We start from the raw sequence: 20975 nt of genomic DNA, 5'->3' as shown, positions 1-20975 counted from the left end.
TCCTCCGCCTCAGGGATCCGGCGGCGCGTCGGATGTTGACGCGGCCTGGTTCGCCCGGCTACCGATCAACTGGACGTCGACGCGTCGCAAGCCGTGCCGGTCGCACCATATCCCCAAGGCCTCCTCGATCGCCCGCCGTCCGGGAGCTCCGGCGTCGCTCAGTTCCCACCAGTCGGTCGGGAAGCATCCGGATATGCCGTTGATCGTCGGGACGCCGGACCCCACCGACGCCCACATCGCGTCGATGTGGACGCTGTAGTAGTCGTCGCCCGGCGAGCGCTGGTAGTAGAACGCCCCGGCGTCGCGGTCCACCCGGCGGGCGATCTCCGCGACCCGTCGCCGGCCCTCGTCGCGGTCGTAGGTCAGGGAGGTACCCGTCTGCTCCAGCAGGCAGATCAGCGCCAGGCCCCAGGCCGCCGCTCCCCGGCCCGCGCGGTGGAGCCGCTCGACCAGGAACGCCAGCCCGAGGGCCGCCGGTACGAGGAAGATGAGGATCACGCGGGAAGGCATGCGCACGGCCCCGGAGCCCGGGATGAAAGGCGAGGCCGCGAGCCAGGGCGAATCGGCGCCGTCGCCGAAGACCACGATCAGCAGCGAGGCTCCCAGCAGAATCCCGGCCGCGACGGGGCCGGGCCGAGGTCGTCGACCCCCGGAGGCCGACCAGCCGAAGGCCGCCCCCAGCGCCGCCAGGTGGAATATCCAATGAGCCCTCTCGACCGAGAGCCAGGCCGTGGCGGCGAGCCAGAGGCCGACGGCCCCGAGGGCGGCCTCGATCCTGCGGCCCGGGGCCAGGTAGGCCGCCAGGGCCCCGGCCGTCGCGAAGAAGACGGCCATCAACGCGGCCAGGTCCGTCGGCAGCGAATGCCAGGCGAGCGCCGCCAGCACCGCACCCGGCACCGCCAGGCCGTCCGTCCGCCGACGACGCCAGAGGCGGTGGACGCAGAGGGCCATCATCGCGAACGAAAGCGACAAGGCGACGTCGTCCCCGGCCGGGGCGGCGAGCAGGGCCGCCGTCGCCAAGGCGATCGGGACCACCTCGCGACGGGTCCATTCCGGCTCGCGGAACAGGACGGCCAGCGCGAAGCAGGCCGTCGCCGCGGCGATGTAATCCAGGCGGAACGTCATGGCCGTCACGCCGAAGATCGCCACGACGAGGGCCAGACGCCCCAGGGGACGGCGTCGGCTCAGGTAGACGCCCAGCCAGCAGGCGGCGGTCGTCGCGAACCCGAGGCCCATCCGGAGTTCCTCAGGGTACAAGGCCCCGAGCGGCCAGCCGCGGTCGATCCAACCCCAGAACCAGTTGATCTCGCCGACGTTCCACCAACACCAGGAGACCGGCTGGGTGAGCCTCTGCATCTCGCTGAAGCCCTGACCGACCTCGCGGGCGACCGGCAGGTAGTGGGCCAGGAACGGGACCAGCGCGACCGCCGCGACCGCGGCCCCCAGCGCGACGGCCCACCAGTCGCGCAGAATCAACGCCGCGACCCGAGCCCGTGTCGCGTCGAGAAGCAGCGCCGCGACGGCCGCGACCGCCAGCCCGACGCAGAAGAACCAGGCCAGGTAATAGCCGCCGTAGAACTGGGCCGCGACCGCGAGCCCGAACGCCGTCCACCAGGAGGCCCGCTCGGCGGCGCCGGCGGCGTGGTCCCTGGCGACCCGGCAGAGCGCGTAGAGGGCGAAGAGGAGATAGAAGCACGGCAGGAGCTGGGGATGGTGGAGCAGGTTCACCCGCGGCGAGCCGAAGGCGATCAACCCGGCCGCCGCGGCGGCCGCCGGCCAGCCGAAGCCCAGGCCTCCTCGGAACAGCAGGAGGCCCGCCGCGTAGTTCAGCGACGTCGTCGCCGCCATCCAGGCCCCGAACGCCACGTCGGGCGCGAGGCCGGTCGCGCGGAAGGGCCAGTAGATCGGCCCGAAGCTGAGCATGGAATCGGAGTAGGCCGTCACGTTCGGGACGGGGTGGAAGAAGGGCGAGTCCCAGAAACGCTCGTGGTGCCGGGCCTGTGTAACCCAGAGCCAGCCGTGCTCCAGGAAGTAATTCAGGAGCCGCGTGTCGCGCAGGTCCGTCTGAATCCGGCCGAACCCGGAGAGGATCATCGGATGGTGGACCGCCAAGACCCCGGCCAGCCCCACGACCGCCGCCAGCGCCACGTCGCCCGCCTTCGCTGGGCCTCGAAGCATGCGTACTGCGGCCCCGAGGCCCCCCGATCGATGATTCATGCGTCGTTCCAACGGACGTGAGGACTTTTTCAGGCCCTAACATAAACCTCCCGCAGCCGATAGGTCGATCCGGATTTGTCCGCCTCGTCAAGGATTTGAACGCGATTCTTCGATTCTCGAAGCCTCCGACCGCGACGTGTAAGTCGCACGTCTCTAAGTCTTCTCCAGACCCCCGGCCGGTTCCGGATGGCGTCCTCGGCGACATGGGCGATGGCCGACCTGGCCAACTCACGCCTGAAGATGATACCGGCCGACGTCCGGTGGTTCCGCTCGGCGACGTGCCGGGCCTACGAGCACCACGCGGACCTAAGCCGCCGGATCTGCGGCTGCTCCACCAAGGCGAAGGGCCGCATGGCCCGCGAGCGGTGCCCGATCGGCAGGTTCTGGGTGTAGGTCGCGGCGGAGGATGCTCGGGGTTGGCATGACTCGGGTGCCGTTGGACCGGGGCGACGCCCAAGACCTCACGACGTTTGCCCGACCGGTGGCGGTGGGCCGGGTGGATATCCCGAAGTGGAACTTGCAGAGCCTCGAGGGTCGTGACGCCCTCGCCATCCCGGCGTCAAAAGTCCGAGGGAGCCGTCCCGATCGGAGCTCTAGGATCGGAGAGCGCCCGATGGCGGCGGACGCGGCCGGAGATCGGCTCTCCGAGGATCGACGAGGGGGCGGCCCTGAATGACGGGATTCAATGACGCTCGGCACGCGACCAGGAGCCCGTCCATCCCCAGGTCGACGGAGCGACTCCCATCATAGGGCCGGGCGGCGCGGTGAAATCCCGGGGCTCGTCGTGGTTCAAGCGGCTTCCCCTGTCGTGGAAGCCCCGTCGCCCGCCCAAACGTCGCCGACCTGCCTCGGCGGACCCCGGACGTCTTGGATGCGGCGAGTGCTCGCGGCCTCGGCGTCTGAGCTCGCCTGGGAGAGCGTCGATGGTCGCCGTTCGGGACGTCGATCCACGCTTTCGGTCACTCGGGCTGGCGGGCCGGGATTGCTCTTGGTGCGCCGCCGGGTCGCCGCGGATAAATGGGTCCATGGCTTCCGCGAGTCGCGAGGGCGGACGGGAGATGGGCGAATCGTGGAGCCGATCGCGGTCCTCGGCGGCGAGACTTGCGGCCGATGATCCGCATCGGCGGATCGGCGGGGGCCTCCGCCGGAACATCGAACGGTGGACTTGCAAGTGATCGGGGGTCGCCCCGACGGATTTCGAGGCTGCCGGGCGGCGATCCGCAGACGCTCCAGGGGGGCGTCCGACCGTCGAGCGGCGAGCGACCGGGACCAGAAGGATGGACGATGAATCGCCTTGAGCCGGCCGATCCGCTCGAACCCTACCTCGACCTGACGTCCGAGGACGTGGCCCGGCTCGTCCTATGCTTGCTGGCCGAGGAGGGACTGCGTGGCCGCCTCGCCGCCTTCCGGGCCCAGCAGCCGCCCCCGCAGCCACGCGAGCGCCTCGAAGAACTCGACGTCGTCGGGGATCACGTAGTGCTTCAGGGGCATGCCCCTGGGTGAGTCGGCCAGGAAGTGGGTGGTGTAGAACTTGTACTGGGGATGCGCCCCCAGCATCGAGGCCGAGGTCTTGCGCAGGTGCTTCACCCCAGGCGGCCCTTCTTCATCCCCATCTTGACGGCCAGCCGGCTCCAGGCCGATCGCACGGCGTCGTACTTCCGATACCTGCCGTCCTCGATCCATTCCTTGGCCAGCGGGTTGCCCTCGTCGGTCTCGAGGGCCAGGTCGCCGTGGGCCCGCAGTTTCTTCAGCAGGGCGAACGTCTCCGGCCAGAGTTTGTAGGAGACGACCTGGCCCCCGCGCTCGCGGGTCTTGCTCCGCCTGCGGGTCACGACGCCGGCCTTCCAGTCCACCTCGTCGGGACGCAGCTCGGCGATGTCGTTCTGGTACATGCCGCAGTTGATGCAGAGCAGGATGAAGAGCCGCGTCCGGTCGTTCGCCGCCGCGAGCGCGGCCCTCACCTCGGCGACCGTGAAGGTCTCGATCCGGGACGCCACGGAGTGGTTGAACCGGAACCTCCGGTCGCGGATGTTCCCCGGCAGGGTGATCAGCCTGAGGGACGCGAGCCGGGTGAGGAACTGCTTCGCCGTCGTCAGGAGCTCGTGGGCCGATGCCGGCGAGTAGCGGCCTTCGGACACCAGCGCCGACAGGCGGTTGAAATACCCCTCGAGCTTCGCCTCGTCGATCGAGTCGACGGGCGAATCGGGGCCGATCCATTCCGCGAAGGGCCTGATCCGGCGGCGATGGGCGTCTACCGGCCCTCCGACATCTGCCCGGCCCGGCAGGCCGAGCGGAGCAGCCCCTCCCACGCCTCGACCTGGGCCGCGACCGTGCGATCGGCGGGCGTGGGCTTCGAGGCCGCCTCGACCATCGCCCCGGCCTGGGCCTTGATCTCGCGGTAACGGCCCTCGCCGACGAGCGAGTCGACCAGCTTCTCGCTGCTCGGCTCGTCGAGGTGCGACCAGTCCCGGACCATCGACCAGACCTTCAGGGCATTCGCCCGTCGGTCGGCCTCGGACGGGGGAGCGGCCTCGACCTCCTTGAGCTTGGCGGCCCACCAGGCGTTGGCGGCGGCCCCGCTGGCCTCCTTGGTCTCGGGCGTCCCGAGCCGCTTGCAGGAGACCGTGTTCATCTTCCCGCCGTGCTTCTTGAACCAGCGACGCGTGGACGCCTGCCCGGTCATCTCGAGCTTGCGTGCTATGAGAAGAGCCCCGCACCTGTTAACCGTTCGATGCCGCCCCTCGGATCGTATCGAGGCGGCGTCGCGGGGTGCAAGAATCTGTTAACCAGAGGTAGGGTGAACGGTACGGAGGGTTAACAGGCGCAAGAAAAAGGGCTTGAGCCCTCTCGGACGCAAACCCTTAGTTGACCGTATTTAAAGCGGAGAGGGAGGGATTCGAACCCTCGGTACGGGGTTAGCGTACACGGCATTTCCAGTGCCGCACCTTCGGCCTCTCGGTCACCTCTCCGTTTGTAAATCGCGCAGGACAATCTACTTGCGGCCCGGGCTCCTGTAAAGCCCCTGGTGGAGGGGCCTTTCGATCGCGGACGGGTCGGCTTGGGGCCCAAGTGTACGACACGCGCGGGAGCCGACGCAAGGTCTGTCGTCGGGGTCGAAGCCCCGTTTCCGTCGGGTTGGAGGTCGCTTGATGGGCGAGTGTTCGGGAGGCGACTCGGGCGGGGGGGCGTGGGGGCCGTCCTGGGACGAGGTCGACCGGCTCCTGGCCGGGGTCGGGGGCGAGACGGGCGTCGCCGATCGGATGGCCGCTCTCGACGCGTTCATCGCCCTCTGGCACGGCCGGAATCGGCCGGGGGACGGATATCCGGAGGATCGGCTCCGAGGCCATGAACGGCCCGGCCCGCTGAGAGCCTGGTATCGGGCCGGGGGGCTGCGCCGGGGCGTCCTGGATGGCCAGAATCGGCTCCCGAACCTGGAGGACCTGTTCCTCGACGAAGACGGCCGGCTCGTGTTCTACGTCGAGAACCAGGGGTATACGTCTGGGCCACGGCCGAGGCGGGGGAGGACCCGCCCGTCTGGGGGCGGTGCGAGCGGGACGAGCCGTGGACGAGGGGCGGGACCCTCTCACAGTTCCTCCTCGCCGCTTGCCTGTTCGAGGCCGCCCTGGGCGCGACGTACGGGGCCGCCAGGGCCTGGGCGGGGCCAGACCTGGTCCGCCGCGCGACCGCTCCGTTGCGTCCGCTTCCCTTCGCGGCCTGGCAGAGTCCGGATCATCCCGGCCGGCTCTGGTTCGGCGGCGGAGCCGTCGCGTTCGCCCTGCCGTTCGAGGAGGAGCGGGACGGCGGACACTGCTCCCTCTGGATCGGCGCGAGGACGCCCGAACCGCTCGCGTATCTCCACGCCGTCGTCGACGCCTCGTGGGAGCACGCGGCGCTCGGGGGCCCGCCGTCGCGGAATGTCGACGATCCCGACCCGGATCGGGGGATTCTCGGCGGCCCGGGGGTCGAGTAGAATGGAGGGCCGGAGGTCGGGGGAGTCGACGCGCGGCCCGGAAGGCGGGCCGTCGCGGGCGGAACACGCACATCAACGAGTGATCGAATGACCGTCTCGGCCAAGTGTTATTATGCGTTGCGGGCGATCTACGCCCTCGCCGAGTACCAGGGCACGGCCCCGATGAAGGCCAACGAGATCGCCGAGAAGCAGCACATCCCGATCAAGTTCCTGGAGGCGATCCTCAGCCAGCTCAAGGGGGGCGGGTTCGTCAACAGCCGGCGCGGGGCCGAGGGGGGCTACCTGCTCGCCAAGCCCCCCGAGGAGCTGGCCATCGGCCAGGTGATCCGGTTCATCGACGGCCCCGTCGCCCCGGTCGACTGCGTCAGCCAGACCCGCCCCAAGACCTGCGAGTACCCCGGCCACTGCCCTTTCTTCGGCTTCTGGGGCCGCGTCCGCCAGGCCATCGCCGACGTCGTCGACAACACCACGTTCGCCGACCTCATCAAGGAAAACCAAGACTTAGGCTTCCTTTACGTCGCCGACTGGACAATTTAAAGCGACATCCAGCCCGATTCATCGCCATAAAACCAAACCGAGGCTTTTCGGCGACGTTTGGGACGGCAGCCCAGGACATTGCGACGGATCCGTTCATAATCGCCCTTCGTCGAGCGGCCATGATCCATGGCGAACGTCCGGAACGGAGGGCGCGACGCGGATCGACGCAGGGATTGCCATTATTCGGAAGGCGGGTTTCGTCCTGGCCCTGGTCGTCGGCCTGGCGGGGCCTCCCGTCGGCTGGGCCCAGCCCACCGTCGAGGCTCCTTACAGGGCCTCGCTGTCGTTCCAGAAGGCGCTGGGGGCGACGGCCGGGGGGCCCACGCAGATGGCCTGGGGGCCGCTGGCCCGCCTGTATGTGATGTGCCACGACGCCGGGATCGTCAGCTACCGCTACAACTTCCTCACGGGCAAGCTCTCGTCGCCGATCCAGCCAGCTCTTCGCCGCCGCCGCGGGGGCCGACTACGGCTACGCCGACGACGTCTGGCGGGGTCGTTCGCCGATGCTGCCGATCGGGGCCTCGGGGGCGAACCGCGTGCGCTCGATCACGTTCGACAACCTGGCGAACTCGGGGCCGTATCCGATCCACGACCCGGCCGACCCGATCGGCCTGGGGCCCAGCTCGTCGGCGAACGGCCGGCGGGGAGCACGGCACCGGCGATCTTCCTCGGCCTGGTGGTGGGCGGGGGGGCGGACCTCCAGGACGTCGTCGCCCCCGACGGCTGGTTCGTCGAGTACGCCGCCGGCGACCCCTCGATCTCGTTCTTCGCCGACGAGCCCGACGCGCCGATCGCGCCCGGGGCCTCGGGCCTCTTCGCGTTCTGCAGCCGGCTCGGCCCGAGCTCCTCGGCCTACACTGTCGCGGGCCTCGAGTCGGGGACGCCCGAGGTCCTCGAAGGGTCGATCGCCGCGCCGGCTATCCCCGAGCCGTCGAGCCTAGCCCAGCTCGCGGCGGCCCTCCCCGCCATGCTCCTCGCCCGGGCCCGATCCCGGCGCTGAACCGATCCCACGGCCCGGAACGGACGCGAGGCCGCCGCGACGCATCCCGAAGGGACGTCGCGGCGGCCTCGTCCGCGTGTCGAAGGCGGTCGGCGGGCGTCCCGCTCAGCAGGAGCAGCAGACGGGCATGCCGTTCATGCAGACGCAGCAGACGCAGCCGGACTTCATCATGGCCGTCATGCAGTCGCAGCAGGCCTGGATCATCTTGCAGCACTCGGCGTCGCCGCTGGTGCAGGTGATGCAGACGCCGTCGTCGGTCATCTCGCACTTGCACATGGCCATCGCCATGTTGCAGCAGCACATGGTCATGCCGTTCATCATCATGCAGCAGCTGCACATCCCGCCGGCCATCATGTTGCAGAGGTTCTGCATCATGCTCGCCGACATCTTGTCGTCGGCCTTGCAGGTCATCTTCATCCCGCCTTCGCACTTCTCCAACAGGACCGTGCAGCGGGGGACCATCATCATCTGCGAGGCCGCCGGCATCGTCGCGCCGCCGGTCATGGCACCCATGCCCATGCCCGCGTTCATGCCCATCGCGTTCCGCTCCACCATCATCATCGAACCGTTCATCGCGCCGTCCTCGCCGGAAGTTCCTGGGACCGGGGGCGTGCTCCGCCCCGACTCCTCAACTTAGTACCGGATCGGCCCCCCGTCCGCAAGCAAATTCCATCAAAGAATTTTTATGTATCGTGACCATTCAGATCAAGCTGACCGGGTAAGGCAGGTATCGAAGGGCCCGGCTCGGACAATCCTTGTCGGGATACTCAAGATTCTTCTTGACCTCGACGATAGGAAAGGTAATGATACCCCTGTCTGAACGATCGAGCTCCCTCCTGAGAGGTTAAGCAGAGATGTCTCGAATCACCTGGCCGGTTGGTTCCTCAAAGGTTTCGGTCTCTTCTTCGGCGACGTCGTCGGCCTCGGAGCCGACCGCGGCGGCCTTCTTCCCGACGGCTTCGGGCGGCTTCGTGGTGTCCGGGCCCTGGGCGGCGATCTATCGCCTGGCCTATCAGCAGGCCCTGGCCGCGCGGGAGCCCTCGCGGTTCCAGAAGATGATGGAACCCTGTTGGAACTGACGGGATCGGGGGACGCGGACGGAAGGATTCCGGGAGGGGAGGGATCGTGAAGATCTCGGCCAAGGCGGAGTACGCGTGCCTGGCGGTGATCGCGCTGGCCGACCGCCACGACGGCGAGCGGCCGGTGCCGATCCGGGAGATCGCCGAGGCCCACGACATCCCCGAGACGTTCCTGACCCAGATCCTGATCCGCCTCAAGGGGGCGGGCCTGGTCGTCAGCACGCGGGGCTCGTCGGGCGGCTATCGCCTGGCCCGCGACCCCTTGACGATCTCGCTCGGGGACGTGCTCCGCGTCGTCGACGGCGAGGACTTCCAGGAGCGCCCCCAGCGCCAATCCTCCTTCGGCGCCCTCGCGGAGCTGTGGGAGCGGATCCAGGCCTCCCAGGTGGAAATCCTGAACCGCACGACGATCGCCCACCTCGCCGCGCAGGGCAAGACGCCCGACTGGACGATCTGAGTGCGAGGGTTGGGACGGGTCCGGGGGGGGCACGGAGGCCTCCCCCCTTCGACCTCTCGTCGTCAGGGCTTGGGCAGGTAGGAATCGAAGACCCGGGCCTTCTCCATCCGGGACTTGATCGTCGCGACGAAGTCGTCGTGACGCTTGCTGGCGAGGTACTTGTCGCGGTACTCCTTGCCGGCGAACACGACGTGCAGGGCCACGTCGAAATCCTTCACGCTGGGCGGCTCCTCGACGTCCTCGGCGCGCTTGCCGATCGAGAAGTAGAGCGTCCCCTCGTGCTTCGTCAGGTACTTCTCGCAGTCGGCCACGAAGGCGTCGACCGCCTCCGGCGAGTGGTCCTTGAGCGTGAAGAAGACCATGTGGGCCAGGGGCTGGCCCTCGGCCTTGCCCGAGAACGCGAACGCCGGATAGGCCAGGGCGGCCCCGGCGAGCATCAGCGACGCGACGTACAGCAGTTTCATCAAAAATCGCCTCCCGGTCGTCTCGATTCGATTCGAGGAATTGCACGAAATCCCGGGTGCCATGATGCCCCCGCCGCATCCCCGCCGCAAGCCGGGGCCGGGGCCGCCCTCACGACAGCTTCGCGCGATTCGCCCACACCTTCTCGAAAGCCCGCGTGTATTGCTCGATCAGCTCGGGCGCCTCGGAGGTGAAGTAGGGGAGGGCGATCGCGGTGCGGTTGGCCTCGTCGGAGCCGGGGAGCTCGGGGATCGTCGGCGGGTGGTGCCACCACTCGGGCTCGGCGTAGAGCGGGAGCTTGTGCTGGAGCGGATAGCGGTGCTCGCGCGCCTGGACCCCTTCGGCGCGGAGCGCCGCGACCACGGCGGCTCGGGTCGCGCCGGCCGTCGCTTCGTCGAGAAATAGGATGTTGTTCGCGTAGTAGATCCTCGTCGCGTCGGCCGGGCAGGGGGGCTCGACCAGGCCGGGGAGCTGCGTGATCCGGTCGTTGAGCCGGCGGACCTGCGCCGCGCCGGCGGCGTTGCGGGCGTCGAGCTTGCCGAGCTGCGCGCGGGCGAGCGCGGCGGCCATCGGGTTCATGCGGAGCTTCAGCCCCAGGCCGGTGCCGGCGTAGCGCCTGTAGCGGCTGTCGGCCGGGAACCGCGCGGGGACGTCGGAGTGGCCGAAGGCCGTCGCACGCTCGTAGTCGGCGCGCTCCTGATACATCCCCATCCCCCCTTCGAGGGCCGGCAGGGGCTTGGTGGTCTGATAGCTGAAGATCGACATCCGTCCCCACGCGCCCAGGGGTTTGCCGCGATACGACGCGCCGGGGGCGTGGGCGACGTCCTCCAGCAGGATCAGGCCCTTCTCCTGGGCGAACGCCGAGAGGTCGTCCATGGGGCAGGGGAGGCCCATCCAGTGCACCGGCAGGATCGCCTTCACATTCGGCGTGAGGCGGCGGCGGGCGTCGGCCACGTCGAAGTTGAGCGTGCGCGGGTCGACGTCGACGAAGACCGGCACCAGCCCGAACAGCCGCATCGGCACGATCGAGGCGAAGAACGTGTAGCTGGGGACCATCACCTCGGATCCGGGGGGGAGCCCCAGCGCGAAGAACATCGCCGCGATGGCCGAAGTGCCGTTGCAATGGGCCTTGGCGAACGGCGCCCCGAACCGCTCCCGCCAGTCGCGCTCCAGGTCGTCGATCGGCCCGTAGCCCGGGTTCCGCAGCACCTCCAGGACCGCCGCCTCCTCGTCCGACCCATACAGCGGCCAACGGGAGGCCTCGGCGTGCGCCGCCTTCGCGAGCGTGACGGCCGGGGAGCCGCCTTCCAGGGCCAACGTCCCGGCATCGCCCCGCCTCCCCGCCGCCAGGGCCACGGCCGCCGCCCCCAGCACGGCGCGTCGCGAGGGCCCCGGGCCGCCGTTCGAGAAATGGCGACTCATGCTGTCATAACCTCCCGTTGATAGAATGAAGCGACCGCTAAGCTGCCATACCACGCCGGCTGTGCTGTTTCGCGTACCCAAGTGGTCAGTCGGGCCGCGGAACCCATCCCAGCATCCGCGGATCGCCCCCTTCGGATTCCGCGGGACCATAGCCCAACGCTTCCCAACGCCTGCGAAAGAAGTCGGCCAGGTCGCACGGCGGCTCGAACGCGAGGTGGAGGTCCGAGTCGTTGCAGAAGCGGAATTGCAAGGGCAACGGCGGGATGGAGATGAACAGGTCGTTCGCCCCGAGCCCTCCCCAGCCCGCCGCGGCGGCCCGGAAGACCTCGCCGGGCAGGGTGTCGATCGGCACCGCTCCGTCGCCGGTCGTCCCGTCCGAGTAATAGTCGATCGCCCACGCCCCGCCGAATGCGGCGAAGCAGGACTCGTAGCCGAGCCCCCGGAGGTGGTGCACCAGAAACGACAGTTCCTCCGCCAATTGAGGGGCCGTGACCGGCCGGGTGACGATCTCGCGAATCATCGGCTCCTCCGCTCCAATTCGCATCCGCCCCCGGGTACCGCGGCGGCAATGTCCCGGCGGCTGCGTGCCGGTGGTCGATCCGCGTCCTTTCGTCACGCCGGAGCCGCCACGACGCCGGGCGGGCGACGTCGTCCGGGCTCGCCGGTGGATCCGGCGAGCGACCGTCACTCGACACGTCTCTGACGCATTCGCGCCGCGAAGTCCCGGAGGTGGGGACGTTCGTCCCGCTCGGCCTCGGCCAGCAGAGGCTCCAGGTGAGGAGAGCCGATCCGCCGGAGACAATCCAGGGCCACCATTCTCGCCCATTGTTGATTCTCATGCGGCCGATGCCAGGCCTCCAGGGCCAGATGTTCGGCCGCCGGACACCCGAGGCGAGCCAGGGATTTGATCGCGCGACGCCGGATGTACTCGTCCTCATCGCGGGCAAAATCCAGCAGAAGGCGTTCGACATCGCCCGCGTCGCGGTCGAGAAAGCCGAGTTGATCGGCGAGTTGCCACCTGGCGTCGAACTCGCCTCCGGCAAGGACCGCGGACGCCAACGCAATGAGGGTCGCCGGGTGATGGGCTCGGATCTCCCAGACCAGATGCTCGTCCTCGTTGTCGCGAGCCAGTGCGTACAGGACGGCCTGCAACTCCTCGGCCGACCACCTTTCGCGTGGGCGCGCGGACATGTGCTCCATGACGGCGGCGTATAGATCCGTCCAGTGGGGATAATCGCTCTCCCACTCCCCGTCGGCGTGAACGAGCAGGCCCTCCTGCGACCGGGTCGCGGGAGGATCGTCGCCGGCCCAGTCGCGGAACCGCCGAATCTCGGTCATCAGATCCGACATATGGGGCACCTCGACTGATCGCCGTTACGGCCCTACAATCTCGACCATGAAATCCAGCATACGATCTCTGCGGCGCCCGGTCATCAGCTCGAACGATGGGCCCTCTTCATCACCCGCCGGAGGGCGATGACGTGACCGAACCGCCGCGCGAGCCGGCCTCCCGGCGCTCGTTCCTGAGACGCTCGACGGCCCTGGCCGCCCTCGGCGCCGCGACCGGCAGGCACGTCGTCGCGGCCCATACTACGGAGGAAGCCCCGGCGAAGCCGAAGGTCATCGACTGCCACGCGCACCTGCATCATCGGAGCCGACCCTCGTGGGGGGCCGACGACGCGGCGCTGATCGACGCGGCCGATCGGCTGGGGATCGACGTGCTCTGCTGCTCGATGCTGACGCCGAAGCGGCCGGCGACGGCCGAAGGCTTCCGCGAGTGCAACCGCTGGACGGCCGAGGGGGCGAAGCGGTTCCCCGGGCGGGTCTTGGGCTACGCCTACGTCAACCCCGGGTGCGGCGCCGAGGCCGTCGACGAGGTCCGGCGCTGCGTGCTCGGATACGGGTTCATCGGTGTCAAACTCTATAATGAATACTTCTGCACCGACCCCGTCGTCTTCCCGATCATCGAGGCGGCGATCGAGCTGGGGGTGCCGGTGCTCCACCACGCCGGGCGGATCCACTACCCGCTCGCCGATCAGCCCCGGATCTCCGACGGCGGCCGGATCGCCGAGCTGGCGGCGCGGTATCCCAAGGCCAGGCTGATCTGCGCCCACGTCTGCGGCGGCGGCGACTGGGAGTGGACGATCAAGGCGCTGCGGCACGCCCCGTCGGTCTACCTCGACACCAGCGGCAGCGTCCTCGACGACGCCGTGATCGAGATGGCCGCCAAGGTCCTGGGCGTCGACCGCCTGCTGTTCGGCTGCGACATGTCGATGACCCACGGCGTCGGCCGGATCCGGGGCGCCGACCTGCCCGACGACGCGAAGGCCCAAATCCTCGGCGGCAACATGGCGAGGCTCCTCGCGGGGCGGGTGCGATGATCCTCGACGTCAACGCCTACCTCGGCCCCTTCGCCTTCCGCCCGCTCCGGAACAACACCGGCCCGTCGCTCGTCGCCCTGATGGACGCGAAGGGGATCGACCGCGCGGTCGTCTCCAGCGCGGCCGCCATCACCTACCGCAACGCCCAGGCGGGGAACGAGGAACTCGCGGCCGAGGTCCGGGGTCGGGCCGATCGCCTGATCCCCTTTGCCGTCGTCAACCCCGCCTACGCCGGCTGGCGCGACGACCTGGAAGCCTGCCGCCAGTTGGGGTTTCGCGGCCTCCGGCTTTATCCGAAGTGGCACCGCTACGCCCTGACCGACCCGGCCTGCCTGGAGCTGGTCGACGCGGCGACCGAGATGGGGATGCCGATTTCGATCCCGATGCGGGTCGAGGACGTCCGCAACCGGAGCTGGCTGATCGACGTCCCCGAGGTCCCGCTCGCCGAGGTCGCCGCGCTCGTCGCCGCCCGCCCCGACGCGCGGTTCCTGCTCCTGAACGGGGCCGGCTACGCGAACGGGCCGCTGGGGCGGAAGGACTCCGGCTTGCCGGCGAACTACCTGATCGAGATCTCGCGGATGGACTCGGTCCTGACCGACGAGATCGGCCGCCTCGTCGCCGGCCTGGGGGCCGACCGCCTGGCCTTCGGCACCGGCATGCCCTTCCACTACCCCGACCCGTCGCTCCTGAAGCTGGAAACCCTGCGCGTCGACGAGGCGGACAGGCGGCGGATCGCCTGGGGCAACGCCGCCGCCTGGCTCGGCCTGGGCTGATCGAGGAGCCGACGAGCATGGACGTCGATGCGATCGAACGCCGCCTGGCCGCCGCCCGCGAGGAGGAGCAGGCCGTCTACCGGGGCATGGACCCGGCGAAGGGAGGACGGACCTGGGAGGAGTTCTGGGCCGCCTCCGACGTCGTCCTTCAGCTCGAACGCGAGTTGGCCGCGGCGAAGGGGGAGGAGCACGCCGTCCCGATCGACTTCCCGGTCCTCTGGGACATCGGCGCCCCGGCCCCGCACCTCCTCCAGAGCGACCGCAAGACGCTCCTGATCTTCCGCATCAACGAGCAGGATACGGACTGGGACGGGACCTTCGTCCGGATCGTCGACACCGGCGACGAGACGATTGAAGCCCTGGCCCTCGTCCAGTTCTTCGGCGTCACCGCGACCCGGTTCGGCGACCCCAACGACGAGGTCGCCCACGGCCACCCCCTGCACGGCCGGGGGCTGGATGCGTACAGGGCCCAGCGGGTCGTGAGTTCCAGGTGGCTGGCGGAGCTGGAGGCGATCAACCGCGTCCATTCGCTGTACGACCCGGAGAGCTGGCGAGATAGCAACCATTACGTCTTCTGGTTCCACGACTCGACGTTCGAGTGCATCGCCCGGTCGTTCACGGTGGAGGTCTTCCGCGAGAGCTTCGCCGACCTGCTCGCCCGGACCTGCCGCCGGCTGCTGGGGAATTAGGGTTCGTCGGGCCATCGCCCGGGATCGGCTCCGGCCGCATCCCTATCCTGCGAAACGGTGGCATGGTGGATAAGAGGGACCACCCTGCGCCGAGCCTGCCACGCGGCGTGTTTCCGGCTGTGACCACGCGAGAAAATCATGACGACGCGCGCCGAACGAACCCAATTTCCAGCCATGAATTTCCATGCAAACCTATGATCCTAAACACCTTAAGCCAAGCGAAGCCAATTTGGCTTCGCTCGAACGAACCCAATCGCGGGAGCCGTCCGTCCAACCTCCGGTGAGGCCGCGCAAGTTTCCCGCCGGGCTCGGTTCGACGGGATCCCTGAAAGCGTTGTTCAACAATTGCTGCAGGTGGTAGAGTGAGGCGTCGCGCCGGGCTGGCCTGAGCATCCATCGACCGAACCTTGACGAGGACGACGCCGTGTCCGACATCCCCCCCTGCATCGGCACGATGCCCCGGCGGGCGTTCCTGCGGACCTCGCTCACGGGATTCTCCGCGCTGGGGATCTCGGACCTTTTGCGGCTGCAGGCGGCGGGGGCGGCTGCCGGATCGGGGGGAGGGACGGGGGGGCCGTCGATGATCGTGGTGTGGCTCTGGGGCGGGCCTAGCCACATGGAGACGTTCGACATGAAGCCCGACGCCCCCGACGCGTATCGCGGGCTCTTCCGGCCGATCCCGACGAGCGTCCCCGGGATCGAGATCTGCGAGAAGCTCCCCCGGCTCGCCTCGATCGCCGACAAGTGCGCGATCGTCCGGTCCATCACCCACGACAGCCCGGGCCACGCGAACAGCACGCACACGGTCCTGACCGGCTACACCGGCGACGTGGTCGAGCAGGCCCCGTTCACGCCCAAGCAGCCTTACCTGTTCCACGCGGCGAACAAGTTCCTCCCCGACCGCCCCGGCAGCCTGCCCAAGTGGGTCGCCCTGCCGAATCTCCCGTACGAAGGGGGCGGCGGCCTGGGCCGGACCTACGGGCCGTTCAAGGTCGCGGCCGACCCCAACAAGCCCGAGTTCAAGGTGCCGGAACTCGTGCTGGACGAGGCCCGACGCGCGCGGCTCGACGGCCGGGGGCGGCTGCTCGCCGGCTTCGACGCGGCGCGTCGGTCGATCGAAGACTCCGCCGCCACCCGCTCGTTCGACGACTACCAGCGCCGGGCGCTCGACGTCCTGACGAGCCCCTCGGCCCGCGACGCCTTCGACCTGGCCCGCGAGCCCGACGTGTTGCGCGACCGCTACGGCCGCAACGTCGTCGGCCAGCGCTGCCTGCTCGCCCGTCGGCTGGTCGAGTCCGGCGTCCGGCTGGTGACGATCGACTTCCCCTGCGTGCCGGGCCAGAAGGCGTTCTCGTGGGACGACCACGCCAGCGTCTGGAACATCTTCGAACAGATGGAGATCCGCCTGCCGGTGCTCGACCAGGCCGTCTCCGCGCTGATCGAGGACGTCCACGCCCGGGGGCTCGACAAGGAGACGCTGATCGTCGTCATGGGCGAGATGGGCCGCACGCCCAAGCTCTCGGACTTCAAGGGCCAGCCCGGCCGCGAACACTGGGGCAAGGCGATGTCCGTCCTCATGTCGGGCGGCGGCATGCCCATGGGCCAGGTGATCGGCTCGACGACCGCGAAGGGCGAGGAACCCCGCGACCGCCGGTTCACCCCCAACGACCTCCTCGCCACCTGGTACCGCTACCTCGGCATCGACCACACTCTGACCTACCCGGACGTCTCCGGCCGACCGATCGCCCTCCTCCCCCACGGCGATCCGATCTCCGAGCTGATCTGACCGCTCCCGCCCGACGGACTCCCTCGCTCGTCGGACCGTTCGCGGGATTCACCCGCCCGTTCGGCCCGTCGCTTGCATTGCAGGATCGCGACGATCGCCCGCGAGTGTCGGACGGTCTTGTTCGATATCCGAGTCGAGGGAGAAATCCATCATGGCCGCCGCCAACAAGAACGAAGCTCACGACGATCACGAGTGGGGCCTCTGCAAGGACTGCGAGTACTGGCAGATCGAGCCCAAGGCGAAGGTCGCGGATGGGACGCTCGGGCTGTGCATCCACGACGAGCTGGAGCACTTCAACCTGAGAGTCTCCGGGCAAAGCGGCTGCAACCACTTCAAGCCCGGCGAGCCGAAGCGGGCGGAGGGCTCGTCGGAAGCCCCGCCGCGCGCCGCGGCCGTGCACTGAGGACTCCCGCCTACCCGCCGGCGCGCACCCGGTACAGGTGGACCTGATAGCCGGTGAAGCGGTCCGACCACCCGCCGGCGGGGGCGTCGAGCGTCCTCGATTCGTCCAGGACCTCCACCTTCGCGTCGGCCCGGTCGGGGAGCTGGATCTTCACCTCCGTCGGGGCCTCGCGGAGCGACGCGGCGAGGACGTACGTCGCATCGCCGTGGCGCTTGACGACCCAGGCGATGGGGATCGCCTCGTCGGACGACGTGACGCTCGCCCCGTCGGGGACGTCGGGGCTGTTGAGGACCGGGGCCAGCTCGCGGATGCGGGCGTTGATCGACGCGACCTCGCGCGCGACGGCCTCGTCGGCGAGCAGCCCGGCCTCGACGAACGTCGGCTTGAACTGGTGGCAGAAGTAGATCAGGCCCTTCGCGCCGCGGATCAGGGCCATCCAGACCTCGGACCGGATCTCGGCGGGGGTCGCCTTGCGGTCCTCGTTGTCGATGCGGGTCGTCTCGATGCAGCACCAGACGGGCTTCTTCTCGCCGGCCCACTTGCGCAGCCGCTCCACGCCGAGGGGGACGTACCAGAGCTTGCCGGCCACGGCCTCGTCGCGGCTGCAGGCGGGGTAGATGTCGAACGAGGCGATGTCGCACCCCTCGACGTAGGCCGGGTAGTCCTCGGGGTGGTTCGTCCGCACCCCTCGACCGTACCAGCCGTCCCAGGCCACCCCCTGGCCCAGGTTCAGCAGCACCGGGCGGTCGGGGTCGGCGTCCTTCATCGCGCGGTAGCGGTCGACGATCGTTTCGGGCGGGACGGGAGGGCCGTACCCTTTGCCCTTCTCCAGGGCCTGGGCGTTGTCGGGCTCGTCGTCGTGCATCCAGCCGACGATCGTCGGCCGATCGCGGAAGGCCAGCGACTTCCGGCTCTGGCCGACGATGAGGCGGATCCCCGCCGCGTCGAGCGCGTCGAGCTGCTCGACCGTCGGCCCCCGCCAGAGGCCGACGTACAGGTTCACGCCGACCGCGCGGTACTTCTCGGCGTTCGCCGTGTCCTGGAGCCAGACCGCGATCGGGAAATCCTCGGGGCGATCGGGCGGCCCCTTCGAGAACGTCGCGGGCCCGTCGCCCCCCCGCGCCCCGCCCGCCCACGCCGCCAACAGCACGACGAACGTCCCGATCCGCATGGCGTCCTCCCTTCGGTGGCTGGGATCCCCTGACGGACCCCATCCTACCGCGCACGCCCGCCGTCCACACCGCCCCCACGGCCCGCGCGGAAATTGATGTCTTGACAATCGTTGCCCAGGCAACTAATATCCCGCGACGATGAGCGAACGTCCGAGCGACCTTGAGGACCACCTCGGCTACTGGCTGAGGAGGCTGTCGAACCGCGTCTCCCGGGGCTTCTCCGAGCGCCTGGAGCGTCGCGGGGCGACGGTCCCGCAGTGGGTGGTCCTGCGCTGCCTTTACGACGTCGAGGGGGCCTCGCTGCTGGCACTGGCCGCGACGGTGGGGATCGACGGCGGCGCGACGTCGCGGTTGGTGGAGCGGCTGGTGAAGAAGGGATGGGTCGCCCGCGAGTCCGACGCGAACGACCGCCGCGCGGTCGTCGTCCGGCTGACCGACGCCGGCCGGGCCCTTGTGCCGGAGCTGGCGAGGGAGGCGGACGAGAACGACGCCGCGTTCTTCGGGGTGGTCGGAGAGGCCGAGAGGCGGCGGCTCCTGGCGACCGTCAAGAAGCTGCTTTCGAGGCACGAAGCGGGGGACGACGCCCGCGCGAAGACGATCGATTGAGCGATCCGGAAAAGGAGAAGCGACGATGGATGCGACGATCCTCCACGAATGCCTGGAACTCTCCCTCTCGGGCCGGATCGCCTTCCCCGAGGTGGTGGCGCGGATGCTCGCGACCGGCGTGGAACGCTACGACGCCGACCTGACGCGCCGGGAGCTGCGGCACTACGCGACCGACGACTCGACCCACGCCGAAAGCCTCCCCCTGGCCGACGCCCCGATGGTCGCCAGGGAGTTCTCCGCGACGGCGGTGCGATCGGCCGTCGCGTCGGCCCAGCGTCGCGAGATCGACTACCCCCACTTCCTGCGGCGCATCATGGCCGCCGGGAGCGTCGGCTACACCGCCTATCTCGCCGGCCGGAAGGTCGTCTACTTCGGCCGGGCCGGCGAGACGCACGTCGAGCCGTTCACCGTACCGGCCTGAGCGGTGCCTACCGCCCGCGCCGCTGCCCGCGCATGAACCGGGCGAGTCGGGTCTGGACGGATTCCCAGTCGCCCCCCTTGGCCTCGCCGCTCATGGCCACGAGCTCATCGAACGCGGCCTCTTCGAGCCTGCCGTCCTGCTGGAGGGACCTCAGCATCGCCAGGCAGGCGTCGACCCGGTCGGGCTCGCGCAGGGAGATGGCCGTGTAGAGGGCGTCGACCCCCTTGAAGGCCTCGGGGTCGGGGCCCATCTGAGTCGGGCCGCAGCCCGCGAGCGCGAGGGACGCGAGCAGGGCAAGGGCCGTCGTCCCGTGAAGTCGTCTCATCATCATGTTCTCCCCCGATGTCGTCCCGTCGCCGTGGATCAATAGTCGCCGGGGACGATCTCGCCGCCGTTGCGGGTGGAGAGGGCGACCCAGACGTAGGGGTTGACGGTCTCCTTCACCCAACGGACGGAACCGTCGCCCAGCAGGACGTTCGAGCCGTCGCCGTCCTCGGAGTACATCTCGTCGGTGTGGCCGAAGGGGTGGTTCGGGGCGTGGATGATGACCTGCGGATGGTCGCGGACGTCGGGCCCGCTGTGCGCGCCGACGAGGTTCCCCCCGCTGTTCGGGTCCGACGGCCACCAGGGACGCTCGGGGGTGCTGGCGAAGGGGACGACGCCGACCCACGTGGAATCGCACAGGGACGACGACTTCTCGCCCAGGAAGACCGTGTTCGACAGCCCGTCGCCCACCGACGCGACCCTCGTCCGCGAGTTGCGGTAGAACGGCCCGTCGATCGCGTGCGGGGCCGGGGCGCCGGGGATCGGCTCGGGCTGGTCGAAGTCGTACGAATAGGCCGTCGTCCGGCCCCAGGGCTGGTTGATCCCGGCGTTGGTGACGTAGTGGCTCCGCGAGAAGACGATCCGAGGCGCGAACTCGCCGGCGTCGTTCGGCGCGCCCGAGTCGCCGTTGTCGTACCGATGCAGGGCGAACGGCTCCGACCCGCCCGTCGCCGAAGGGCAGAGGAAGACCGACAACCGCACCTGCGCGCCCGTCGAGTTGTCCGGCGCCCAGCACGGCAGGTTGGTGTTGAAGCTGGCGTAGACCGTCGCCTGCTCCAGATAGGGCAGGATCAGCGTCCCCCAGGCGAAGCCGGGCGTCGTGTTGATGTTCCCGTCGGGATAGCTCACCCCGTACGCCGAGCCCACCGCCCGAGGATCGCCAACATACGCCGGCGGGTACGCGCCGATCGCCGACTCGTAATTCGCCAGCGCCAGCCCCATCTGCTTCAGGTTGTTCACGCACTGCGTCCGCCTCGCAGCCGAACGCGCCGCCTGCACCGCCGGCAGCAGCAGGCTGATCAGGACCGCGATGATGCTGATCACCACCAGAAGCTCGATCAGCGTGAAACCCGATCGTCTCTCAACCACTTGCCGCCATCGGGCGCTCATGCTTCCTCCATCGCTGCGAGGTCCGGTTTTCCGTCCAGCGTCGAGCCGACCAGGAGATGATAACATCAGGCCCCGGAACAACCAATCCTATTTTTTGGACGACCAAAACCTACGAAGCTTGACTCCTAAACCTTAAGAAGATCGTCATACAACCTCATGCCCGGTG

Annotated in this window: 25 protein-coding genes and 1 tRNA gene; 13 read left to right on the top strand and 13 right to left on the bottom strand. The window is 69.3% G+C overall.

Features of this window, described 5'->3' with window-relative positions; genetic code table 11:
- Positions 1-9: 9 nt before the first annotated feature.
- The gene (locus G6O68_RS27380; protein ID WP_165252165.1) at positions 10-2217 is read right to left on the bottom strand and encodes a hypothetical protein; all 2208 of its coding nucleotides are present in this window, start codon (positions 2215-2217) and stop codon (positions 10-12) included.
- A gap of 210 nt (positions 2218-2427) precedes the next feature.
- Between G6O68_RS27380 and G6O68_RS27375 the strand changes: the two genes are divergently transcribed.
- The gene (locus G6O68_RS27375; protein ID WP_165252163.1) at positions 2428-2610 is read left to right on the top strand and encodes a hypothetical protein; all 183 of its coding nucleotides are present in this window, start codon (positions 2428-2430) and stop codon (positions 2608-2610) included.
- 966 nt (positions 2611-3576) lie between these two features.
- Here the strand turns inward: G6O68_RS27375 and G6O68_RS27370 are convergent.
- From G6O68_RS27370 to G6O68_RS27355, 4 genes are all read right to left on the bottom strand, one after another.
- A complete protein-coding gene (locus G6O68_RS27370; RefSeq protein WP_165252161.1) occupies positions 3577-3804 on the bottom strand; it encodes a hypothetical protein in 228 nt (75 codons plus the stop codon).
- Positions 3801-4355 carry a site-specific integrase gene (locus G6O68_RS27365; protein ID WP_165252159.1) on the bottom strand — a complete coding sequence of 185 codons (555 nt, stop codon included), beginning with the start codon at positions 4353-4355 and terminating at the stop codon, positions 3801-3803. The genes G6O68_RS27370 and G6O68_RS27365 overlap by 4 nt, the downstream gene beginning before the upstream one ends.
- Positions 4356-4468: 113 nt before the next feature.
- Complete coding sequence (locus G6O68_RS27360) at positions 4469-4900, bottom strand: hypothetical protein (RefSeq protein WP_165252157.1); 432 nt, start codon at positions 4898-4900, stop codon at positions 4469-4471.
- Between the two features lie 198 nt (positions 4901-5098).
- Positions 5099-5186: transfer RNA gene (locus G6O68_RS27355), tRNA-Ser, on the bottom strand.
- Between the two features lie 722 nt (positions 5187-5908).
- On the opposite strand from G6O68_RS27355, the gene G6O68_RS27350 reads away from it, so the two are divergent.
- The 3 genes from G6O68_RS27350 to G6O68_RS27340 all read left to right on the top strand — a co-directional run bounded on the left by G6O68_RS27350 (position 5909) and on the right by G6O68_RS27340 (position 7724).
- Positions 5909-6187: a hypothetical protein gene (locus G6O68_RS27350; protein ID WP_165252155.1), complete on the top strand. Its 279-nt coding sequence runs from the start codon at positions 5909-5911 to the stop codon at positions 6185-6187.
- A gap of 87 nt (positions 6188-6274) precedes the next feature.
- On the top strand, positions 6275-6724 hold the full coding sequence (locus G6O68_RS27345) for an RrF2 family transcriptional regulator (RefSeq protein ID WP_165252153.1): 450 nt from the start codon (positions 6275-6277) through the stop codon (positions 6722-6724).
- Positions 6725-7052: 328 nt separating this feature from the next.
- A complete protein-coding gene (locus tag G6O68_RS27340; RefSeq protein WP_165252151.1) occupies positions 7053-7724 on the top strand; it encodes a hypothetical protein in 672 nt (223 codons plus the stop codon).
- A gap of 105 nt (positions 7725-7829) precedes the next feature.
- Here G6O68_RS27340 and G6O68_RS32505 read toward each other — a convergent pair whose 3' ends face one another.
- Positions 7830-8297: a hypothetical protein gene (locus G6O68_RS32505; protein ID WP_206108224.1), complete on the bottom strand. Its 468-nt coding sequence runs from the start codon at positions 8295-8297 to the stop codon at positions 7830-7832.
- 281 nt (positions 8298-8578) lie between these two features.
- Here G6O68_RS32505 and G6O68_RS27330 point away from each other — a divergent pair, with 281 nt between their 5' ends.
- Positions 8579-8803 carry a hypothetical protein gene (locus tag G6O68_RS27330; protein ID WP_165252149.1) on the top strand — a complete coding sequence of 75 codons (225 nt, stop codon included), beginning with the start codon at positions 8579-8581 and terminating at the stop codon, positions 8801-8803.
- A gap of 46 nt (positions 8804-8849) precedes the next feature.
- Positions 8850-9260 carry an RrF2 family transcriptional regulator gene (locus G6O68_RS27325; RefSeq protein ID WP_165252147.1) on the top strand — a complete coding sequence of 137 codons (411 nt, stop codon included), beginning with the start codon at positions 8850-8852 and terminating at the stop codon, positions 9258-9260.
- A 62-nt stretch (positions 9261-9322) separates the two neighbouring features.
- On the opposite strand, the gene G6O68_RS27320 is transcribed toward G6O68_RS27325, so the two are convergent.
- From G6O68_RS27320 to G6O68_RS27305, 4 genes are all read right to left on the bottom strand, one after another.
- Complete coding sequence (locus G6O68_RS27320) at positions 9323-9724, bottom strand: Dabb family protein (RefSeq protein WP_206108223.1); 402 nt, start codon at positions 9722-9724, stop codon at positions 9323-9325.
- Between the two features lie 109 nt (positions 9725-9833).
- Complete coding sequence (locus G6O68_RS27315) at positions 9834-11144, bottom strand: DegT/DnrJ/EryC1/StrS family aminotransferase (RefSeq protein ID WP_165252145.1); 1311 nt, start codon at positions 11142-11144, stop codon at positions 9834-9836.
- 85 nt (positions 11145-11229) lie between these two features.
- On the bottom strand, positions 11230-11664 hold the full coding sequence (locus tag G6O68_RS27310; RefSeq protein WP_165252143.1) for a hypothetical protein: 435 nt from the start codon (positions 11662-11664) through the stop codon (positions 11230-11232).
- A gap of 164 nt (positions 11665-11828) precedes the next feature.
- Positions 11829-12494 carry a HEAT repeat domain-containing protein gene (locus G6O68_RS27305; protein WP_165252141.1) on the bottom strand — a complete coding sequence of 222 codons (666 nt, stop codon included), beginning with the start codon at positions 12492-12494 and terminating at the stop codon, positions 11829-11831.
- 131 nt (positions 12495-12625) lie between these two features.
- On the opposite strand from G6O68_RS27305, the gene G6O68_RS27300 reads away from it, so the two are divergent.
- From G6O68_RS27300 to G6O68_RS27280, 5 genes are all read left to right on the top strand, one after another.
- The gene (locus G6O68_RS27300; RefSeq protein WP_240911529.1) at positions 12626-13525 is read left to right on the top strand and encodes an amidohydrolase family protein; all 900 of its coding nucleotides are present in this window, start codon (positions 12626-12628) and stop codon (positions 13523-13525) included.
- Positions 13522-14298, top strand: a complete 777-nt coding sequence (locus tag G6O68_RS27295; protein WP_165252137.1) for an amidohydrolase family protein — start codon at positions 13522-13524, stop codon at positions 14296-14298. Before G6O68_RS27300 ends, G6O68_RS27295 begins: the two co-directional genes overlap by 4 nt.
- A 17-nt stretch (positions 14299-14315) precedes the next feature.
- Positions 14316-14987 carry a hypothetical protein gene (locus G6O68_RS27290; protein WP_165252135.1) on the top strand — a complete coding sequence of 224 codons (672 nt, stop codon included), beginning with the start codon at positions 14316-14318 and terminating at the stop codon, positions 14985-14987.
- Positions 14988-15411: 424 nt separating this feature from the next.
- Positions 15412-16773, top strand: a complete 1362-nt coding sequence (locus G6O68_RS27285; RefSeq protein WP_165252133.1) for a DUF1501 domain-containing protein — start codon at positions 15412-15414, stop codon at positions 16771-16773.
- Positions 16774-16924: 151 nt separating this feature from the next.
- Entirely contained in the window at positions 16925-17176 is a 252-nt protein-coding gene (locus G6O68_RS27280) for a hypothetical protein (RefSeq protein WP_165252131.1), read from the top strand.
- A 10-nt stretch (positions 17177-17186) separates the two neighbouring features.
- On the opposite strand, the gene G6O68_RS27275 is transcribed toward G6O68_RS27280, so the two are convergent.
- The gene (locus G6O68_RS27275; RefSeq protein ID WP_165252129.1) at positions 17187-18347 is read right to left on the bottom strand and encodes a hypothetical protein; all 1161 of its coding nucleotides are present in this window, start codon (positions 18345-18347) and stop codon (positions 17187-17189) included.
- A gap of 139 nt (positions 18348-18486) precedes the next feature.
- On the opposite strand from G6O68_RS27275, the gene G6O68_RS27270 reads away from it, so the two are divergent.
- Positions 18487-18954 (top strand): MarR family winged helix-turn-helix transcriptional regulator, encoded by a 468-nt coding sequence (locus G6O68_RS27270; protein WP_165252127.1) that lies wholly within the window; start codon positions 18487-18489, stop codon positions 18952-18954.
- A gap of 25 nt (positions 18955-18979) precedes the next feature.
- Positions 18980-19375 carry a DUF1398 family protein gene (locus G6O68_RS27265; protein ID WP_165252125.1) on the top strand — a complete coding sequence of 132 codons (396 nt, stop codon included), beginning with the start codon at positions 18980-18982 and terminating at the stop codon, positions 19373-19375.
- Positions 19376-19382: 7 nt separating this feature from the next.
- On the opposite strand, the gene G6O68_RS27260 is transcribed toward G6O68_RS27265, so the two are convergent.
- The gene (locus G6O68_RS27260; RefSeq protein WP_240911528.1) at positions 19383-19700 is read right to left on the bottom strand and encodes a hypothetical protein; all 318 of its coding nucleotides are present in this window, start codon (positions 19698-19700) and stop codon (positions 19383-19385) included.
- Positions 19701-19738: 38 nt separating this feature from the next.
- The gene (locus G6O68_RS27255) at positions 19739-20809 is read right to left on the bottom strand and encodes a DUF1559 domain-containing protein (RefSeq protein ID WP_165252122.1); all 1071 of its coding nucleotides are present in this window, start codon (positions 20807-20809) and stop codon (positions 19739-19741) included.
- Positions 20810-20975 lie beyond the last annotated feature (166 nt).

Source organism: Paludisphaera soli, assembly GCF_011064595.1.
Taxonomy (GTDB): Bacteria; Planctomycetota; Planctomycetia; order Isosphaerales; family Isosphaeraceae; genus Paludisphaera; species Paludisphaera soli.
Note: the sequence above shows the minus strand (reverse complement) of the source record. Positions and strands in the feature narration are given on the sequence as shown.